Origin of the sequence: Treponema sp. OMZ 790 (genome assembly GCF_024181285.1) — a bacterium.
GTDB lineage: Bacteria > Spirochaetota > Spirochaetia > Treponematales > Treponemataceae > Treponema_B.
The window spans coordinates 2,824,394-2,842,204 of record NZ_CP051201.1 but is presented as its reverse complement, the minus strand read 5'-3'; the positions used below and the strand labels follow the sequence as shown (position 1 = coordinate 2,842,204).

Genomic DNA, 17,811 nt, shown 5'->3' with positions numbered 1-17,811 from the left:
TAGTTTATGGCAAAAAAATTTGTAATTGTAGGAGGCGTTGCAGGAGGCGCTTCCGTTGCAGCAAGAGTTAGGCGCTTGGATGAAAATGCTGAGGTCATCATGTTTGAAAAAGGCCCCAATGTATCTTTTTCAAACTGTGCCTTACCTTTTTTCTTAAGCAGGATTGTTCCTGAAAGTGAAAATTTGGTTTTGATGACACCTGAAAAGTTTAAAAAGCAATACAATATTAGTGCAAAAACTTTTCATGAAGTTTTGTCGATTGATCCGTCAAAAAAAACAGTTAAGGTAAAGGATTTAAATGCCGGAAAAGAATTTGAGGAATCTTATGATGTATTGGTTCTTTCACCGGGAGCAGCACCTGTTGTTCCCCGCTCTATAACGGGATATGATAAACCTCATGTCTTTACTGTAAGGAATGTTGCGGATATCAAAAAACTTGATGATTATGTTGCTTCTCACAATGTAAAAGATGTAGCAGTCATAGGTGCAGGATTTATCGGTATTGAGGTGGCCGAAAATTTTAAGCTTGCAGGTAAAAACGTTTCTCTTGTAGAAAAGCTTCCTCAAGTAATGGCTCCGTTTGATTATGATATGGCCCAAATTCTTCATAAGGAAATACATGATAAGGGTGTAAACCTGGTTTTGGGTGACGGTATAAAAGAAATAGGTGATAGCTTCATTGTTCTGGAAAGCGGTAAAAAGCTTGATGCCGGCGTTGTTGTTATGTCGTTAGGAGTGCGTCCCGAAGTTGCCTTGGCCCAGAGTGCAGGTGTAAAGCTCGGAGATTCAGGGGCTATTTTGGTTGACCATAATTACCGTACCAACATAGAGGATATTTATGCTGTAGGAGATGCTATTGAAGTAAACCATTTTATAACAAATAAAAAGACAAGGCTTACGCTTGCCGGGCCTGCTCAAAGGCAGGCTAGGGCTGCTGCAGATGATATGTACGGTATTCCGCATAGAAATACCGGAGTTATCGGTTCTGCCGTTATTCAATGTTTTGATTATAATGCAGCATGTACAGGCCTTAATGAAAGAGAGTGTCAGGTACAGGGAATTAGCTATGATTGTTCTTATGTTATTCCGGGAGACAAGGTCGGTCTTATGCCCGATGCAAATCCGCTCTTTTTTAAGCTGATTTTCGCTAAACCTTCAGGTAAAATTTTAGGTGCACAAGCTATCGGTAAAGGAAATGTAGATAAACGTATAGATGTTATAGCTTCGTTTATTATGCTGGGCGGTACCTTGGAAGATTTAAAAGAATTGGAGCTTTGTTATTCACCTATGTTCGGTACTGCAAAAGATATTGTAAACCATGCGGCTCTTGTAGGCTTAAATATTTTAAACGGTGTATATAAACAGGTGCCCGTTACAATGGTAAGAGAGCTTGTCGAGTCAAATGCTTTTATTGTTGATGTGCGCGAACCTAAGGAATTTGAAGCAGGGCATATTGTAAATGCCGTAAATATTCCATTGAGCCAATTGCGTGAGAGAATGAATGAGATTCCTAAAGACAAACCTGTATATGTACACTGCCGATCCAGTCAAAGAAGCTATAATGCTCTTTGTGCTTTAAAGGGTAAGGGGTATAAAAATATAATAAATATTATGGGCTCGTTTTTAGGTATAAGTGTTTATGAATATTTTAATGATGTTAGTCAAAATAGAAAGCCTATAGTGACTAAATATAATTTTAAATAGGAAAGGTATTTGGAAAATAAAACAATACCGGCAAAGGTAAAGGGCTTATCGAAATTCGATGTTTTAAATCTTGTAATAGGTTCTATTATCGGGTGGGGTTCTTTTATTTTGCCGGGAACTCTTTTTTTACCTAATTCAGGGGTCGTAAATACCGTTCTCGGGCTAATGATAGGCGGGCTTTTTATCATTGTTATACAAAAAGCCTATCAGATTATGCTGCATAATCATGTGGGCGAAGGCGGCGAATTTTCTTATACCTTGGCAAATATGGGAAAGGTGCATGGGTTTGTTGTGGGGTGGTCATTGAGCCTTTGCTATTTGAGTATGATTCCTTTAAATGCAACAGCCTATGTGCTTATATTGCGTAAAATCTTCGGGGAATTGATGTTATGGGGCTATATTTATGATTTCGGGCCGACAAGTGTTTATCTTGCCGATATTCTTATAGCCTCGGCTCCGATTATTGTTTTTACTATAATCAATCTAAGAGGGCTTTCTTTAAGTGCAAAGATACAGAATATTATGAGCTCTGCTCTTGTGTTGATTGTTATAGTATTATTTTTTATAATTATGGGGAAAAGCGATTTAAAAGTTTTTTCCGATAATTACTTGGGCTATGATAAAATATCGTTGGCAAAGACCGCTTCGGTAATAGCTATAATTCCGTTTTTGTTTGTGGGTTTTGATGTAGTACCGCAAGTGTCGTGTGATTTGGACTTTGCCCCATCTAAGACACATTTGCCTACGATTATTTCCATAATTTTCGGAATTCTGTTATATAGCCTTTTAAATATGATAGGAGCTTTGAGTTATGGCCCTGAAGAAGCTGCAAAGGTTGAGTGGGCTGTTGCCTCATCCGTAACCGGTAAGACCGGCTCTGCGGGGTTTCTCTTTTTACTCATTGCAATATTTGCGGCTGTTACCGGAGGTATAAACGGCTTTATGATAAGCAGCAGTAAATTACTTGGCGCCTTATCCAATGAAAAACTTTCTCCGGCCTTTTTAGGCAAAAAAAACGATAAGAATTTATATCCGAATGCAATTTTGTTTGTCGCGGGTATAAGTTTAATAGGACCCTGGATAGGAAGAGAGGTAATTATTTTGATTGTGGATATGGCCTCTGTATTGGCAGCTCTGGCTTATACCTATGTGGGTATAATAGGAATTCGAAAAGGTGAAAACTTATTTGAAAAAATGATGAGTAGTTTTTCAAGCCTTATAGGTTTGATATTTATAGGCCTTCTTTTAATTCCGGGCTCTCCGGCGCAACTGACAAAAGGGTCGATGTTTTTTTTGATAGCTTGGACGCTATTAGGTTTTCTATTTTATAAATTCGGTACTCGCCGAAAATATAAAGAATAATTTATCAGGAGTTGATATGAAAAGAATCGAAAACATTATCGGTTTTGCAGTGCTTGTTTTAAGCATTGTTTTGGGATCCGTTTTATTAAAGACGGATATGTTGTTTTTTAAGTGGGTAATGGGAATGGCTTTGGGCTATGTTTTGACCCGTTCATACTTCGGGTTCGCAGGAAGTATCAATAGAGCATATCGAACAGGCTCTACCAAACTTATGAGATCTTTGATGTTTATGTTTGTAATTTCTGCAATTCTCACTTCAGCCTTTCTTATGTTTGGAGATGTTAAGACTTATAACCTTTGGATTAACCCTATTAATTTAGGCTTAATCTTAGGCGGTATCCTCTTCGGCTTCGGTATGAGTTATTCATCTTGCTGTGCAACAGGAACTCTTACAGACTTGGTTACAGGTTTGCCAAGAGCCTTTATTACCCTTTTATTTTTCGGAATAGGTGTTTTTGTGGGCTTTCCTTTTCAAGCTAGACAGTCTTGGGTTAAAGATTCTTGGTTTAAAAGCGGAACAGGCCGAGGCGTTTTTCTGCCTGACTTGTTTGCTTCGGAAGGCAAGGGCGGTTATTTAGGTGCAATTATTTTAACAGCTTTGTTTGCAGGTATTGTTGTCGTAATTTCATATATGTATGAAAGCAAAAGAAAAAAGAATAATCAATATTCAGGAGTCGGATCCGAAAAAGATCAGGAGGCCGTAAAAGAACTTGATACTCATAATTATAAATTCTTTAGTGAAGTAACTTACACAAAAGTCTTTGTCGAACCTTGGTCTTTAACTATAGGCGCCGTTTTACTTTCTGTTTTGTTTACACTTTTAATGGGGGTTACAAAGACAGGCTGGGGTGCTTCAGCTCCTTTCGGGTTTTGGTTCGGAAGAGTGTTAAAATTTTTTGGAATGAGTGTTGATTCCATTGTTGCCTTTACCGGAGGTAAGCCCGGGCCTTACACAATGCCTTTCTTTGAGAATCCGTCTTATGTACAAAATATAGGAATTATTATAGGAACTATGATATGTCTTCTTCTTGCAGGAAGTTTTACAGAAAATTTTAAGTCTGAATTAAAAATCAAGTTAAAAGATGTGTTTATTTTTGCAATTGGAGGTTTTGCAATGGGTTTTGGAACAAGGTTAGCGAATGGATGTAATGTCGGTGCTTTGTATACGCCAATTGCGAACTTCTCACTTTCAGGATGGATATTCTTAATTTGTCTTGTCGTGGGCGGCTTTTTAGGAAACTATACTTTAACAATGCTTAATAAAAAGAGATAAGGGAAAAAACGCTTTAGATTATTTCTAAAGCGTTTTTTATAAAATTTTAATTGGTATCTATCAAAGATTCAGCTAAAATTTTTAACGCCTGCCGAGAAACATTTCCGTCAATAGAAATAGTTTCCAAAAATTGTTTTTTAGGAACTACAGCCAAAAGACAATCGGTTTTTGCAACCGCAGTGCCTGTTCTTCTTCCGTTTAGAAGACAGGCAAATTCTCCGAATAAATCGCCCTTTCCCAAATCTAAAATTTTGTTTGACGTTATGACTCTTACAGAGCCTTCGATTATGTAGTAAATTTCAGTTGATTTATCATCATAGTTAAAAATGAAGGTGCCTTCTTTTATGAAAATAGCTTTTTTTCTGTATTCTTTAGGCGGTTCTATAAAAAGATGTCTTAAAAACTGATTAAAAAATCCCGGAGCATCTTCTTTTGGAAGCCTGTAAAGCTGCGAAATTATGAAACTGTTAAAGAATTGATTTACATACATAAATTGTGCAAAAAATACAAAGAAGAAAAAGAAAAACCATACTTGCATCAAAACCAATATTACATTTGTAAAAAGGCCGTATACAAAAGTAAATTTAGCAGTTGACCTAAAAAAAGTAAAAAATATTTTTATAAGATAATAAGATATGGTACAAGCTGCGGATGAACCGAAAGCGGTTTTAAAAGGCGGTTTTATGGGCGGCATAAAATAATATATCAAACAAACAAATAGCTGCATAAAAATGACTGGAACAAATCTAAACAAATTCCTTAAAAGGCTTAAGAGATTTGCAGAAAAGACAGGCTGAACAAAATCGCTTCTAAATACGGCGGAACCCGTTATCAAAAATATAAACAAAAAAACAAGAAAGATTACTACAATGATTTCACCCAAAATGACAATTAAACTAGTTTTCAAAGGTGTTATTTTTACTTTTTTGCGGTACACTTTTCTGATGGAATGTTGGATAGTTGCAAAAAACCGTCTGGCCATCCACAAAACAAAGATAAATACTATAAAATCAAAAAAAGAAAAACTGTTTATACTTAAAAGAAAAGAAAAAAATCGGTCAAGGTCAATGGTATTTTGAAAAATTGAAAGAGCCTTGATAGCTTCTTTTACCTGCTGCGGGCTTTGTTTTAGCACTCGAAGTAAAACGGTTAAAGTTAAAATAAAGATAGGAAGAGCAGACATCAAAAAATTATATGCTCCTGCTGCAGCTGTAGTTAAAAGATCATTATTTGCAAAAGATAAAATGGTAACATATATTTTTTGATTAAAATCATAGAGCCCTTTTTTTTGCTCTTGAACGACCCTCGTGTACCAAGCTAAAAATTTTTGACTTTTAGTTTTTCGTTTTTTCAAATAAAAGTTCTCCTATCTTGTATAATAATAAACTACTAATTGCGTTCGATCCCGCAAATTAAGTTTTTCAAGTATAGAAGAAACATAGTTGCGGACTGTCCCTTCACTTAAACTAAGCCGATTTGATATTTCCTTGTTATTAAGGCCGTCTGCAACCAATTCCAAAACATCCGTTTCCCTATCATTTAAATCTTCAGAAAATTGAGAGCGTGTCGGTTTTGTTTGAGGAATTTTCGATATTATTTCCGAATCGAAAACGATGCTTCCTGCAGCGACTGCATGTAAAGCCGGTATAAGCGAATCAATATTCTGTTTTAATATATAACCTTTGCATCCGAAATTAATAGCTTTTGTAATATATTCCTCATCATTAAATGTTGTCAAAAGCAATATTTTTGCATCTTCGTGTTCGGATAAAATTTGCCGGCTTGCTTCTATGCCGTTCATATTTTCCATTCTAATATCCATCAAAATAATATCCGGCTTATATTCATTAAAAAGAGTAACGGCTTCAGTTCCGCTTGAACCGCTTGCAATTATATCGAATCCGTTGGCTTTTAATATTGTTTTGAGGGAAGTAACTACAAGGTAATCATCATCAACTATTATTATTTTCATTTTGTGCATCCTTTATTTTTGGAAATATGATATGGGTTTTAAATCCGTTGTCGGAATAAAAATTAATTTTGCCCTTATGTTTTTCTACAAGGTCCGCTATCACTTTTAAACCTATTCCATGGTTTAGATCTTTGATTTGTTTTCCCTGAGATCCGCATCCATTATCTTTTATTATAAGAGAGTAAAAACCGATATGTTCCAATATGTTGATATTCAATTCGGTTGCACCGCTGTGCTTAATTGTATTTGAAAGGCTCTCCTTTACAATCGATAGAATGTCGTATTTTAGTTCATAAGGAATTACATCTGCTTTATATGTCAATTTTATTTTAGGTGTTTTTGTTTTTTCGGCAATTTCTTCCAATCCCGTCTGTAAATTAAAAGAATCATTATGCATATTATGAAGGCATTCTCTTATCTCGGTCATACCGTTTTCTAAAGAAGTTTGTAAAACATTTAAACTTTCCTTTACTTCTTCTTGATTAGAAATATATTTTAATGCGTTTACCTGCAAAATACTTGCGCTCAATGTGTGACCTATTGAATTATGCAGACTTCCCGAAATTCTATTTCTTTCAGCTAAGATTAAAACTTCAGCATTTTTTAAAACGTCATTTTGTAAAATTCTCTCTCTCTTTTCAGAATTGATTCTGTTTTCAGTCAGTTTATCCTTTAATCTTGTTACTTCCATACTTTTAAGAATATAGTCATTTTTAACAACGGAATAAAAAAATATAATTATGGAAAATAAAAAAAAGATTAAATTAAAATTAAAAAAAAGACAAAATAGGATGAAGAATTTAAAAATAATAAAGATATGTTTTTCGTCACTTTCTTTATTTTCCCAAGTTACAGCCATAAAAACCGGAGTAAAAAATGCAAGATTTTTGTCGAATACTGCAGTAAATATGACAAAGACAATAAAAATAAACGGTTTTACGTTGTTGTGCATCATTTCGCCCCATAATCCTATGGAAAAAAATATGATAAAGTAAGGAATTGCTATAAATGAGCCGGTTGTAATAAATAAAAAAAGAGAAGAAAAAAGAACTATCAAAATATTTTCTAAAAACAAAAGCATATGATCTCAGCAAAGCCTCGGTTAAAATATCGTCCAGATATTAAGTATAAATTAAAAAATCAAAAAAATCAATAAAGAAAAATTTGGTATTGACAGCTGTAAAAGGTCATGCGATAATTTAATATGGAATTTATATAAGGAGGCTTGAGTTAAATATGTATAATATAATTGACTTGGTTAAACAAAAAGAAGCTAAAATAATTCAAATTAGGAGAGATTTACATCAAATTCCCGAATTGGAATTATCCCTTCCCAAAACTGTAGACTATGTTTGTAAACAGCTTGATGAATTAAAAATCCCCTATCATAAACTTGTTAACGGCAATGCTATAGTTGCAATTATTGAAGGAAAAGAAAAAGGCAAATGTATAGCAATAAGAGCAGATATGGATGCCCTGCCCATAAAAGAAAATACGGGATTGAGTTTTGCATCAAAACATGAAGGCTGTATGCATGCTTGCGGGCATGACGGTCATACTGCTATGGCTCTTGGCGCCTGCATGGTGTTAAAAGAATTATCTTCAGAATTTAAAGGCTGTGTCAAAATTCTCTTCCAACCGGGAGAGGAATTTCCGGGAGGAGCTCTTCCCATGATTGAAGAAGGCTGTATGGAAAATCCAAAAGTCGATGCTGTAATAGGCCTCCACGCAGGTTATATTTATCCGGGACTTGAAAAAGGAAAACTTGGAGCCTGTTGCGGAGCTTTTTTTGCATCGGCAGATAAGTTTAACATCACTGTTAAGGGTAAAGGAGCTCATGGTGCATACCCCCACCTTTCTGTTGATCCTATCCCGATAGCTTGTGAAATAGTTTCTGCCTTGCAAAAAATCATAAGCCGTGAACTACCGCCTACATCGAATGCTCTTATTTCCGTTTGCCAGATACACAGCGGCACAAGTTATAATATTATTCCCGATGAAGTTTTTATTGAAGGCACCGTGCGTGTTACCGATGAAACTGTCCGCAAATTTACAGCAAAGCGGATGGCTGAGATAGCTTCCGGTATAGCCGAATCCTATCGGGCCGAAGCAAAAACCGACTATGATTTTAAATATCCTGTTTTGGTAAACAATAAAGAATTTACGGAATTCTTTATAAAAAATACCAAGGAAATTCTAGGAGATGACTGCATAGAAGAGATCACGATTCCCACTATGGGAGGAGAAGATATGGCCTACTTTTTACAAAAAGCTCCCGGTACATTTTTCCTTTTATCCAATCCTGTTGTGCATAAAGAAGGAACTATTTATCCTAACCATTCGGATAAGTTTGATATGGATGAGTCTTTATTTTACAAGGGAACCTCTGCTATGCTGGCCGCTGTTCTAAAATATTTGGATTTAGGCGGCTTAAAATAAGGGATTAATGCTTATTTTTTTGCTTAAAATTTCGATTATAATCGAAATCCTCCTTGATTTTACCTTAAATTTCGTGTATAATCGAATTTTAGAAGGTAACCGGAATGAGCTATATTACAAGATCCCGATATATGGAAAAAATTCGGAAGTTTATTGATAAGCCTATTATTAAGGTTCTATCCGGTATGAGACGGGCAGGAAAATCGACTATTTTACTGCTCATAAAGGATGAAGTTTTAAACCATGTACCCGATAAAAATAAAATTTACCTTAATTTTGAATCCATAGAATTTTTTACGGTAAATAAGGCCGAAGCTTTGATTGAATACCTCAAACCTTTGATTAAAGACTTAACCGGAAAGATATATTTTTTCTTTGATGAAATACAATTTGTGGAAAATTGGGAACAGGTTATAAACGGGCTGCGGGTTGATTTGGATTGCGATATTTATCTGACGGGCTCAAATTCCGGCTTACTTTCAGGAGACCTTGCAAGCCTTTTGGCAGGAAGATATGTAGAATTTGAAATTCAGCCTTTCAGCTTTGGAGAATTTATAAGGTGCTTTGACGGTAAGGCTGTTTCGCGTGAAGATTTATTTTCTGCCTTTGTTAAAACGGGAGGAATGCCTTTTTTAAAGTATTTTAATTTGGAGGAAGGACCGTCCTTCAAATACTTAAATGACGTTTACAACACTGTTTTGGTTAAGGATGTTTTACAGTACAACAGTATAAGGGATGTCGATATTTTTAACCGTATTTTAGATTATGCAATGGAAAACATAGGGCACACTTTTTCGGCAAACAGTATAAAAAATTATTTTAAAAATGAAAACAGAAATGTTTCGGCAGATACGGTACTCAATTATTTGGAATATTGCAGTAAGGCCTTTATCATAAAAACAGTGCCCCGCTATGATACTGCGGGAAAAAAAGTACTTAAAATCGACGAAAAATACTATTTGACGGATCACGGTTTTAGGCAGGCTCGGGGATTTTCCAACACAAAGGATATTGAAAGGGTTCTTGAAAATATTGTTTATATTGAACTTCGCTCACGAGGTTATGAGGTTACGATAGGCAAGGTAAAAGACAAAGAAATCGATTTTATAGCAAAAAGTGAAAACGATGTTTCTTATTATCAGGTAGCTTATAACATTGGAAATGAATCCACAAGAGAAAGGGAATTCGGGGTTTATAAGTCAATCAAAGATAATTTCCCTAAATATGTACTCTCTTTGGATTCTATGGATTTTAGTCAGGACGGAATTATCCACAAAAACCTAATCGACTTTTTGCTCGAATACGGAGAATAGTCTACCCCATGTAAAGAACCTCATCGGCAAGGGCGGCTGCCTCATCCTTGTCGTGGGTAACATAGACGGCGGTGTATCCCAAACTCTCCTGCTTTGCCCGCAGCTCCTTGCGTAAGTGCAGACGGAGATCTGCATCGAGGGCCGAGAGGGGTTCATCAAAGAGGATGAGGGAGGGGCTCACTGCAAGACTGCGAGCAAGGGAAACCCTCTGCTTTTCTCCGCCCGAAAGAAGATCGGTTTTGCGCCTTTGTAGGGCTTCTAAATGAAAAAGCTCGACAAGGGGGGCTATTGTTTTGCGGGCTTCCTTTTTGGACATGCCTTTAGAAACCAACCCATAGAAGATGTTTTCTTCAACATTGAGATGAGGGAAGAGGGCATAGTCTTGAAAGACCATTCCGATTCCGCGTTTGCCCGGAGGGGTTCGGCTTATATCCTTTCCGTCTAAAACAATCTCCCCCGAATCCGGGGCAATAAGACCTGCGATTATTTTTAAAACCGTTGTTTTGCCGCAGCCCGATGGGCCTAGAAGGGCAAGAGCCCTTCCCTTTTTTAATTCAAAGGAAATGGAAATATCTTTTTCGGTAAAATGCTTTTTTATATTTTTAAGCTGTAAAAATGCTTTTTCGTGTTCCATTGGTTTCTCCGTTATTATTTTAAATTTATTTCTCCTGTAAAAAGAAAACAAAGCCTGTTATAAGGCTTAAGACGACTGCAACTGCAGAAGATTCTACAAAGCGGTATGAAGAAGCGTAATCAAAAATCAGTAAGGCCAGATTGTTAAAACGCGGGATGTTTAAGACTATTGGCAAGGATGCATCTCCTGCACTTATGGCAAAGACAAAGGCTAGGCTTGAAAAAATGCCCCTTTTGCACAAGGGGACTATCACCTTAAAAAAGGCCGTTTTTTTGTCAGGTGAAAGCAAGACTGCCGCATTGATAATATTTTGAGGAATGCGTAAAAGCGAGGTTTGTATCTGAGTCCATGCAAAGGGCCACGCAAGGGAGCTTTGCGCAAAGATTAAAATCACTTCCGTTCCGTTAGGTCTTAACAAGAGCCAGCCGAAGCCGAGCATTATCGATGACACGGCCAAGGGCAGATACGGAAGAAGGGCGTATATTTTTCTCCATTTATAAAAGACTGTAATGTATGCAAAGCACAAGGAAGCTGCGAGGCTTACAAGGGCTGTAAGAGTGCCGATTTTGATACTTGTCCAAAGAGCTGTCCAAAAGGTTCGGGATAAAAAAACGTTTTTCCACGCCTTAAAATAAAAAAATTTGTTAAAGATAGAAGTGTAATTTACATTATATGTGGAATGTAAAAAAATAGAAAACAGGGGCGCTATTAAAAAAAGAATAATTATAAAAATTGTAAGGCCGAAAAAGATTTTTTGCCTAAGGCCTTTTATTGCGCTGCGTTCCCTTATTCCCTTTAAGTTTTCGTTTTGTACCCTCATTTTTTTTTGCAAATTGGAATAGATGAGGATTAAAATTAAGGCCGCAGATATTTCGGTAAGGGCTATCTTTGCTGCAAGGTTCATATCCAATTTTGTGCGGGCGGCCTTGTAAAGTTCGACCTCGAGGGTTGTAGTCGCAAGTCCTCCGAAAAGAAGGATTATTATAAAGCTGAAAAAGCAAAAAAGGAAAATTAGCAAAAAGGAAACGGCTATCGAATTTAAAAGGGCAGGAAAGGTTATGGTCTTAAAGATTCTAAATTTACTTGCTCCTAAAAGGAGGGCTGCATTAGGCTCATCTTCACTTAAGCGTTCCCAAACTTGAGCGATTGTTTTCATTGCAAGGGGAAAGTTATAAAATCCGTGGATTATGATTACCCCCGGCATCGAAAATAAAAAATTAATGGGAGGCTCATCTTGGTTTAGTAGACTCTTTAAAAACGAGTTGAGGATTCCGTTATTTCCAAAAAAGATTATAAAGGAAAGGGCGACGATTATTGCAGGCACGCAGAGGGGAACACTCGACAGGGCCATTAAAAATTTTCTGCCCCGAAAGTTTTTTCTTGCACAAAGGTAGGCCGCTGCAAAGCCTACGGTGCAGGCAAGCAGGGCAGAAAAAAAAGCCTGAGAAACCGTAAAAACCGTTATCCTAAAAATATGCGAAAAATCAAAGGAGCTTTTTACTCCCGTAATATGCGAAAAATCAAATCGTGAAGAAAATAAGGGAAGAAAGCTCAATATTAACGGAAGAAAAAAAGAAAGAAGGACAAGAAAAAAGATAAGGCTGCCGAGTGGCAAAACAAGGCTGCCTATCAGAGATAGGCAGCCTATCTTAGATGGGCGACCTATTTTAAATAGGCGCCATATCTTTGATATGGCGCCGCCCGGCCGAAGGCCTTCTTGTTTATTTTTGTAAAACATTAATTACGGCGTTGACCGATTCGGTTTGATCTTCTGAAGGAATGCGCAAGATTTTTGCAGGTTTGGGAACATCCTTGTAAGAAGCAGGAAGGGGAAGCCCCTTGATAACCGGATACATAAACTGAGTTTCGGGAAGGAGGCTTTGAGCTTCTTCCGTCAGCATAAAGTCGATAAAGGCCTTTGCTCCCTTAACATTAGCAGCATTAGCGGATATTCCCATACCTTCAATTTGAATGACATGGCCTTCTGCGAAAACCAATGGCCGGAAGCGGTCTGTTTTGTCATACAAAACATGGGAAGCCAAGCTGCTTGTATACGAGATAGCCATAGGTGCTTCTCCGGCTGTAAAATAGCCGTAACCTGTGCTCCACTTGGGGGCCATTGCAAAGATATTCGGCTTGAGGGCCTTCCAAAAGTTGAGGTACTCATCACCAAAAACAGCCTTTGTCCACGCAACCATGCCTAAGCCTGTTGTACTTGAGCTAGGATCCAAAACTACAATCTTTTTTGTATAGGAAGGATCGGTCAGTTCCTTTAAAGATGCGGGCTTTTTGATTTTGGCCTTTGTATCGAACATAAATGCAAAATAGCCGTAATCAAAGGGGGTTAAAAGCCAATCTTCTGCGATAAGAACATCCGAATCTATCTTATTTGCGGCCGCAGGTTTATAGGCTTTTAAAACATCTGCTTTGCGTGCTTTTTCGATAAGATGGTTATCGATACCAATGAGCACATCGGCTGTAGAAGCCTTACCCTCCAATATGGCCCTGTTTAAAACGCCTTCTTTGCAGACGACATATTCTACATCCTTGCCCGTTTTTGCCTTAAAGAGCTCGGCAATTTTCGGGCCGGGACCGTAGTCGGCAGCAAAGGATTTTGTCGTGTAGACCACAACCTTTGTTCCGTCAGATTCTTTTGCTCCGCCTGCAAAAAGAGCGGCACAACCGATAATTAAAAATGAGAAAATTAAAATAGAGCGTAAATGATTTTTCATATGCTCCCTCCGCCGGTATTATCCGGATCAGGTAATAGGGCATCCGTGCGGACAGCCCTTTGCGGGTATGTTCTCAGCTTGTTAAAAGCACCCCGGCAAAGGGGAGTGTAGCATAAGAAGAACAAAAAATCAAGGGGAGGGGAATTTGGTAGACACAGTTATTTCTTTAATTGTCATAAACAGCGGGATTGTTTTCCTGCTGCTGTCACCGTATCTCTATCGGGAGTGCCGGCGTGCCGATACCCTAAGCTCATTGTCGAGTGTATTTTCGATGTAGTCTATCGTCCTGTTAAATAATTGAATACTGTTCATCTTTTCTCCTGTATTATTATGGAAATTATATAAACAAAATACCTTACCGTCCCGATATTTTTTGTACAAATTTTATGGGATCAAACAAGTTTTATAAGTTAATTTTGCAGGTTAAAGCGGGTGTTATACGTTTATAAAATATAATAATACCAATTACTTCCATAGTTGGTATCAAAATTTTCTTTAGTGTCAAATTCAATATTTATTTTGTCTACATTTAATTTGTTATTAAAATCAAATTCTTTCAATGAAGAATAAATATAATTTTTTATCATCATTTCAATTCTATATTTTTCTAGTTTATTCGGAATTTGTACATTTGAATAAAAAAATACAACAACACGTGTATAAAATACTTTCTTTATTATCCAGATATTTTTATTATTTATTTCTTTTTTTAGGAAATTCAAATCTTCTGGTAGATTTTTATATATTCGCTCTAATTCTTCTCGTTCAAATGATGAAAAATAGGTGAAAAATCTTGCCTTATATTTATTTTGCAATTCAAATTCTTTTTCGGCTATATAAAAAGTAATTTCATTTTTTTTCTTATTATCAAATTTAATATTTTTTTCTTGAGAGTTATTTTCTAATTTTACTTCAAAACGAATCAGATTTTTGTTATTAGAATTTTTTATTAATGTAAATAAAATTTCATGTATATCTATGTTATATGTTTTAGAAATATACTCTTGAATTTCTTGATAATCTTCTTCTTTAATTTCACTGGTTATCAAAATTTCTTGCTTTACTTTATATTTTTTATAATAAATAACAAAAAAAATTGAAAGTACAATTAGAATCACTAAAAAATACATTTTTATTCCTAAAATCCAACGCACTGCGTTGTGCGTATAACATTCGCTTAACCTGCATTTGCGGCTACTCCGCAATGTCAGGTTGAAGCGGGTGTTAGATTTCATTTTTAATTTTATTATATTTTTATGACCTTATCAATTCCAAACTTAACTTCACATACAATACACCGTTGCATATTATAACGCAACTGAAGTTTTCAAGACAATCAGCACAAAAGAGCTTTTATTGCGTAAATTTTGGGAAAAAATCCCAAGAAATTTGAATTAGTAACTTCAAGACACAAGGAATTAATGATGTTAAAATATATAAAAATAAAATAAGGAGTTTTCAAAATGGGATATAAAACTTGTGATTGGTGCGGAAAAACTTATAAACCGATGTTTTCTGCCGACAGGGATGCAGGAAATGCTTTTGCGGATGCTATGGGCTTGACTATTGGAGTTAAAGCAATAGGCGGTATTGCAAGGCTTGCGGGGAAAAGAAACTTTTGCAGCAAGGAATGTAAACTTGCTTACGAACAATCTAAAAATGGCGGAGCAGGCACAAACAATGAACCTGTAGAAAACGGATCGGCAGCACAAAAATCAGGGGGCGGAGTTATGAGCGGAATTGGCGGTATGTTTGGAGATATGTTTTCTTCTACCAGAGAGCAGCTAAAGGATAATATGGACCAAATAAAAAATAACAGAGTAAAAACGGAAGAAATCGTAAATTTTCAGTTTGGTTCAACATCAGAAGAAATTCAAAATCAACTTCAAAATATGTTCACGCAGATTTCTGCATTACCGCGATTGAAATCGCCGGATCAAAAAGCTCTTTATAATGCTATAAAAGAAAAGCTGGAATTCGGTATTATGAAATTGAATTCCGGCGGTGCTAATGCAGAAGCAGAATTTTTTCAAAAAAAATTTGATAAACTTAAATAATTGACCAACTTTGTTGTCGAGTAGTCTTAATAAAAGGACATTATATGATACTTACAGAAAATGAGAAAACATTATACAAGACTATAAATCTTTATCAGAAGAAAATTTTTAGACAATTTCTTATTGATGCGATAACAAATAACGATAAGGAAAGTTTTAAATCAACCGTAAAAACAATCGGTTTGCAATGGGGTGTTTTGCGGACTGTTGTAAAAGATTCAGGTGATGAAAATAAGGAACTTGAGGAAGAAGCATCAAAGTTAAAAAAAGAACATTTTTCAAGTTTTGCAGAACGCCTTTGGAACAATAGGGAGAGCATTCTTTCAGGCGGCTATAGTGAATGGACAAATGATAATCACCCCCATTCCTATGAAAGTAAAATTTGTTTTTTGATAAATCCACCTGCATTCAAAATTATTTATGACTCTCAAAATAAAAGAGCGTTAGGAAAACCGAATTGTAAGCCGTCTGAATGGCAAAATTTGGTTAATGACTATTTTGAAGATAATAAATTCACGGCTTTTTCTATTGAAGATTATTTTTTAAATGACTGTAATCTTTGGTTAAAAGGACGAGCCGAAAAATAATTATGAGGAGCATAAAATGAAAATACTACAACGGATGGCTGTTGCCGCAGTATTAGTTATAACGTGGACGCAGGCAATGGCTCAAGAAAATGTAAAGCATATTGTCATTCCGGAAAGCGAGCTGGAATTTAAAGCAAATGATGATTTTACTGAGGTTACCATAACAAAATTCATAGGAGAAGTGAAAAACTATGATGGTGCAGTCATGGAAATTCCTGCTGCAATACAAGGAATTACTGTAACGAAAATTGAACAGGGTGCATTTATGCCCGGATATGGAAAATGGAAAAGAGACAACATAGGCGAATATCACTCTTATTTAAAAAAGAATATAGTAAATGGAACTTTAAGTATCCCTGATACTGACATTAAAGAGCTCTTTATTCCCGATAGTGTTACATACATCGACAAAGAAGCCTTCCGTGCGTTCGATGTAGAATCTATTCGCCTTCCGCCGTCATTAAAAGAAATTGGTGACAAGGCATTTGCATATAATTATGCCCTAAGGGCAGTAACGCTGCCTATCTCTTGTACGGCTTTTAAAGATGGCGTTTTTTCTTATTGCGTAAGACTTGAAACTATCGTTTTTGAGGAAGGCATAGAGGAAATCCCTGAAAGCATATTCAGCGTTTGCGGGATAAAGAATCTTACGCTTCCAAAATCAATAAAAGTTATCCGGGCATACGCATTTGCAGACTGCCCTTTACTTGAAACCATTACACTGAACGAAGGTCTTGAACGTATAGAAAGAGAAGCTTTTAGCGGAGTTGAGATAGGCGATGGATATTACGGTGTTGCACGGTATGCCCCCTTACATTCACTTTCTCTTCCCAAAAGTCTTTTATACATACATAGCAGTGCATTTTCAAGTACAAATATTCATGACATAACAATTCCCGAAAACTTCTCCTGTCTTTCAGACAAAGACTGCACACTCTTAGACATTTTCAAATGCGATGCCGTAAAGAGAAATCTTGCCTTGCAGAAAAAACTTAAAAGTGCGGTGCTGCAGGACGAAACAAAGGTAAAGCAAAATTAGGAAGAAGAGTGAAAAAATACTTGCTGTGCTGTGCTAAATAATCCCCAGCATTTTTCCGGCTTCAACCGCCTCAAGTCTGTCGTGAATGTGCATTTTACTGTACACGGCAGACCGCTGGTTTTCAACCGTCTTAACGGATTTTTTCAAGCGTTTAGCAATTTGCGCAACATCCAGCTTTTGGGAAAGTAAGTCGAACACTTCTTTTTCTTTGAGGGAAAGCGTTTTATATCTTGCAAAAAGCTGCATTTTTCCGTCAGTTGCAGAGTCAATAGCATTTGCAACTCTTAAAACATTTACTTCCATAACGGCAAGTGCTTCCGGGCAAAAATATTTTTCCCCGTCCGCAACGGTTTTTAATGCTTCAGCAATTTCTTTCAAGCAGGAAGTTTTTGTAATAAAGCCCTGCACATTCATTTTTATGGCATTTTCAATAGTCAGCGGTTCATAAAAAGCAGTACAGATAAGAGTTTTAATTTCTCTCCTAATTTTTCGCAATTCGCTTAAAATACAAAGACCGTTTTCTTTTCCCACCTGCAAATCCAAAAACAGGCAATCACATTCATTATTCTGCAAAAGCATTTTCTTTGCCGCATCTGCGCTGCCGGTCTCAAGAAATTCAAAGTCAGGACATTCATTTTTCAGTGCAAGCACAAGACTTTCTCTAAAACAGCGGTGGTCATCAATAATAAGTATTTTCAT

Annotated in this window: 16 protein-coding genes and 1 riboswitch; of the genes, 8 read left to right on the top strand and 8 right to left on the bottom strand. The window is 36.4% G+C overall.

Annotation, left to right across the window (positions count from 1 at the left end; genetic code table 11):
• Nucleotides 1-6: 6 nt before the first annotated feature.
• Genes E4O01_RS13440 through E4O01_RS13430 form a run of 3 tightly spaced genes read left to right on the top strand, consistent with a single transcriptional unit; the run spans nucleotide 7 to nucleotide 4,339 of the window.
• The gene (locus tag E4O01_RS13440) at nucleotides 7-1,704 is read left to right on the top strand and encodes an FAD-dependent oxidoreductase (RefSeq protein ID WP_253692752.1); all 1,698 of its coding nucleotides are present in this window, start codon (nucleotides 7-9) and stop codon (nucleotides 1,702-1,704) included.
• Nucleotides 1,705-1,713: 9 nt separating this feature from the next.
• Nucleotides 1,714-3,066, top strand: coding sequence for an APC family permease (locus tag E4O01_RS13435; protein WP_253692750.1), 1,353 nt, complete (start codon nucleotides 1,714-1,716; stop codon nucleotides 3,064-3,066).
• A 16-nt stretch (nucleotides 3,067-3,082) separates the two neighbouring features.
• Nucleotides 3,083-4,339, top strand: coding sequence for a YeeE/YedE family protein (locus tag E4O01_RS13430; protein ID WP_253692748.1), 1,257 nt, complete (start codon nucleotides 3,083-3,085; stop codon nucleotides 4,337-4,339).
• A 46-nt stretch (nucleotides 4,340-4,385) separates the two neighbouring features.
• On the opposite strand, the gene E4O01_RS13425 is transcribed toward E4O01_RS13430, so the two are convergent.
• Genes E4O01_RS13425 through E4O01_RS13415 form a run of 3 tightly spaced genes read right to left on the bottom strand, consistent with a single transcriptional unit; the run spans nucleotide 4,386 to nucleotide 7,392 of the window.
• Nucleotides 4,386-5,693: a YhjD/YihY/BrkB family envelope integrity protein gene (locus E4O01_RS13425; RefSeq protein ID WP_253692743.1), complete on the bottom strand. Its 1,308-nt coding sequence runs from the start codon at nucleotides 5,691-5,693 to the stop codon at nucleotides 4,386-4,388.
• Between the two features lie 12 nt (nucleotides 5,694-5,705).
• A complete protein-coding gene (locus E4O01_RS13420; RefSeq protein ID WP_253692734.1) occupies nucleotides 5,706-6,311 on the bottom strand; it encodes a response regulator in 606 nt (201 codons plus the stop codon).
• Entirely contained in the window at nucleotides 6,292-7,392 is a 1,101-nt protein-coding gene (locus E4O01_RS13415) for a sensor histidine kinase (protein ID WP_253692733.1), read from the bottom strand. Before E4O01_RS13415 ends, E4O01_RS13420 begins: the two co-directional genes overlap by 20 nt.
• Nucleotides 7,393-7,547: 155 nt before the next feature.
• Between E4O01_RS13415 and E4O01_RS13410 the strand changes: the two genes are divergently transcribed.
• Together E4O01_RS13410 and E4O01_RS13405 are read left to right on the top strand one after the other, a co-directional pair.
• Entirely contained in the window at nucleotides 7,548-8,750 is a 1,203-nt protein-coding gene (locus tag E4O01_RS13410) for a M20 metallopeptidase family protein (protein WP_253692732.1), read from the top strand.
• Between the two features lie 104 nt (nucleotides 8,751-8,854).
• On the top strand, nucleotides 8,855-10,063 hold the full coding sequence (locus E4O01_RS13405) for an ATP-binding protein (protein ID WP_253692730.1): 1,209 nt from the start codon (nucleotides 8,855-8,857) through the stop codon (nucleotides 10,061-10,063).
• A gap of 1 nt (nucleotide 10,064) precedes the next feature.
• Here the strand turns inward: E4O01_RS13405 and E4O01_RS13400 are convergent, their stop codons facing one another.
• The 4 genes from E4O01_RS13400 to E4O01_RS13385 all read right to left on the bottom strand — a co-directional run bounded on the left by E4O01_RS13400 (nucleotide 10,065) and on the right by E4O01_RS13385 (nucleotide 14,559).
• Entirely contained in the window at nucleotides 10,065-10,697 is a 633-nt protein-coding gene (locus E4O01_RS13400) for an ABC transporter ATP-binding protein (RefSeq protein WP_253692729.1), read from the bottom strand.
• 25 nt (nucleotides 10,698-10,722) lie between these two features.
• Nucleotides 10,723-12,435 carry an ABC transporter permease gene (locus E4O01_RS13395; RefSeq protein WP_253692727.1) on the bottom strand — a complete coding sequence of 571 codons (1,713 nt, stop codon included), beginning with the start codon at nucleotides 12,433-12,435 and terminating at the stop codon, nucleotides 10,723-10,725.
• On the bottom strand, nucleotides 12,419-13,429 hold the full coding sequence (locus E4O01_RS13390) for a thiamine ABC transporter substrate-binding protein (protein ID WP_253692726.1): 1,011 nt from the start codon (nucleotides 13,427-13,429) through the stop codon (nucleotides 12,419-12,421). Before E4O01_RS13390 ends, E4O01_RS13395 begins: the two co-directional genes overlap by 17 nt.
• Nucleotides 13,417-13,534, bottom strand: a riboswitch (TPP riboswitch). Its footprint overlaps the gene before it by 13 nt.
• A gap of 338 nt (nucleotides 13,535-13,872) precedes the next feature.
• Complete coding sequence (locus E4O01_RS13385) at nucleotides 13,873-14,559, bottom strand: hypothetical protein (protein WP_253692724.1); 687 nt, start codon at nucleotides 14,557-14,559, stop codon at nucleotides 13,873-13,875.
• Nucleotides 14,560-14,892: 333 nt separating this feature from the next.
• On the opposite strand from E4O01_RS13385, the gene E4O01_RS13380 reads away from it, so the two are divergent.
• From E4O01_RS13380 to E4O01_RS13370, 3 genes are read left to right on the top strand one after another with little or no spacing between them, the layout of a single operon-like run.
• Nucleotides 14,893-15,486: a hypothetical protein gene (locus E4O01_RS13380; protein ID WP_253692723.1), complete on the top strand. Its 594-nt coding sequence runs from the start codon at nucleotides 14,893-14,895 to the stop codon at nucleotides 15,484-15,486.
• A gap of 44 nt (nucleotides 15,487-15,530) precedes the next feature.
• Nucleotides 15,531-16,073, top strand: a complete 543-nt coding sequence (locus E4O01_RS13375; protein ID WP_253692721.1) for a hypothetical protein — start codon at nucleotides 15,531-15,533, stop codon at nucleotides 16,071-16,073.
• Nucleotides 16,074-16,089: 16 nt separating this feature from the next.
• Nucleotides 16,090-17,112 carry a leucine-rich repeat domain-containing protein gene (locus E4O01_RS13370; RefSeq protein WP_253692719.1) on the top strand — a complete coding sequence of 341 codons (1,023 nt, stop codon included), beginning with the start codon at nucleotides 16,090-16,092 and terminating at the stop codon, nucleotides 17,110-17,112.
• A gap of 33 nt (nucleotides 17,113-17,145) precedes the next feature.
• Here E4O01_RS13370 and E4O01_RS13365 read toward each other — a convergent pair whose 3' ends face one another.
• Entirely contained in the window at nucleotides 17,146-17,811 is a 666-nt protein-coding gene (locus tag E4O01_RS13365) for a response regulator transcription factor (RefSeq protein WP_253692717.1), read from the bottom strand.

What these genes read in the sequence shown, in the direction of transcription:
- E4O01_RS13440 (WP_253692752.1), top strand. Translation starts at nt 7, where the DNA reads ATGGCAAAAAAATTTGTAATTGTAGGAGGCGTTGCAGGAGGCGCTTCC.
- E4O01_RS13430 (WP_253692748.1), top strand. Translation starts at nt 3,083, where the DNA reads ATGAAAAGAATCGAAAACATTATCGGTTTTGCAGTGCTTGTTTTAAGC.
- E4O01_RS13420 (WP_253692734.1), bottom strand. Translation starts at nt 6,311, where the DNA reads ATGAAAATAATAATAGTTGATGATGATTACCTTGTAGTTACTTCCCTC.
- E4O01_RS13415 (WP_253692733.1), bottom strand. Translation starts at nt 7,392, where the DNA reads ATGCTTTTGTTTTTAGAAAATATTTTGATAGTTCTTTTTTCTTCTCTT.
- E4O01_RS13410 (WP_253692732.1), top strand. Translation starts at nt 7,548, where the DNA reads ATGTATAATATAATTGACTTGGTTAAACAAAAAGAAGCTAAAATAATT.
- E4O01_RS13405 (WP_253692730.1), top strand. Translation starts at nt 8,855, where the DNA reads ATGAGCTATATTACAAGATCCCGATATATGGAAAAAATTCGGAAGTTT.
- E4O01_RS13400 (WP_253692729.1), bottom strand. Translation starts at nt 10,697, where the DNA reads ATGGAACACGAAAAAGCATTTTTACAGCTTAAAAATATAAAAAAGCAT.
- E4O01_RS13395 (WP_253692727.1), bottom strand. Translation starts at nt 12,435, where the DNA reads ATGTTTTACAAAAATAAACAAGAAGGCCTTCGGCCGGGCGGCGCCATA.
- E4O01_RS13390 (WP_253692726.1), bottom strand. Translation starts at nt 13,429, where the DNA reads ATGAAAAATCATTTACGCTCTATTTTAATTTTCTCATTTTTAATTATC.
- E4O01_RS13385 (WP_253692724.1), bottom strand. Translation starts at nt 14,559, where the DNA reads ATGTATTTTTTAGTGATTCTAATTGTACTTTCAATTTTTTTTGTTATT.
- E4O01_RS13380 (WP_253692723.1), top strand. Translation starts at nt 14,893, where the DNA reads ATGGGATATAAAACTTGTGATTGGTGCGGAAAAACTTATAAACCGATG.
- E4O01_RS13375 (WP_253692721.1), top strand. Translation starts at nt 15,531, where the DNA reads ATGATACTTACAGAAAATGAGAAAACATTATACAAGACTATAAATCTT.
- E4O01_RS13370 (WP_253692719.1), top strand. Translation starts at nt 16,090, where the DNA reads ATGAAAATACTACAACGGATGGCTGTTGCCGCAGTATTAGTTATAACG.
- E4O01_RS13365 (WP_253692717.1), bottom strand. Translation starts at nt 17,811, where the DNA reads ATGAAAATACTTATTATTGATGACCACCGCTGTTTTAGAGAAAGTCTT.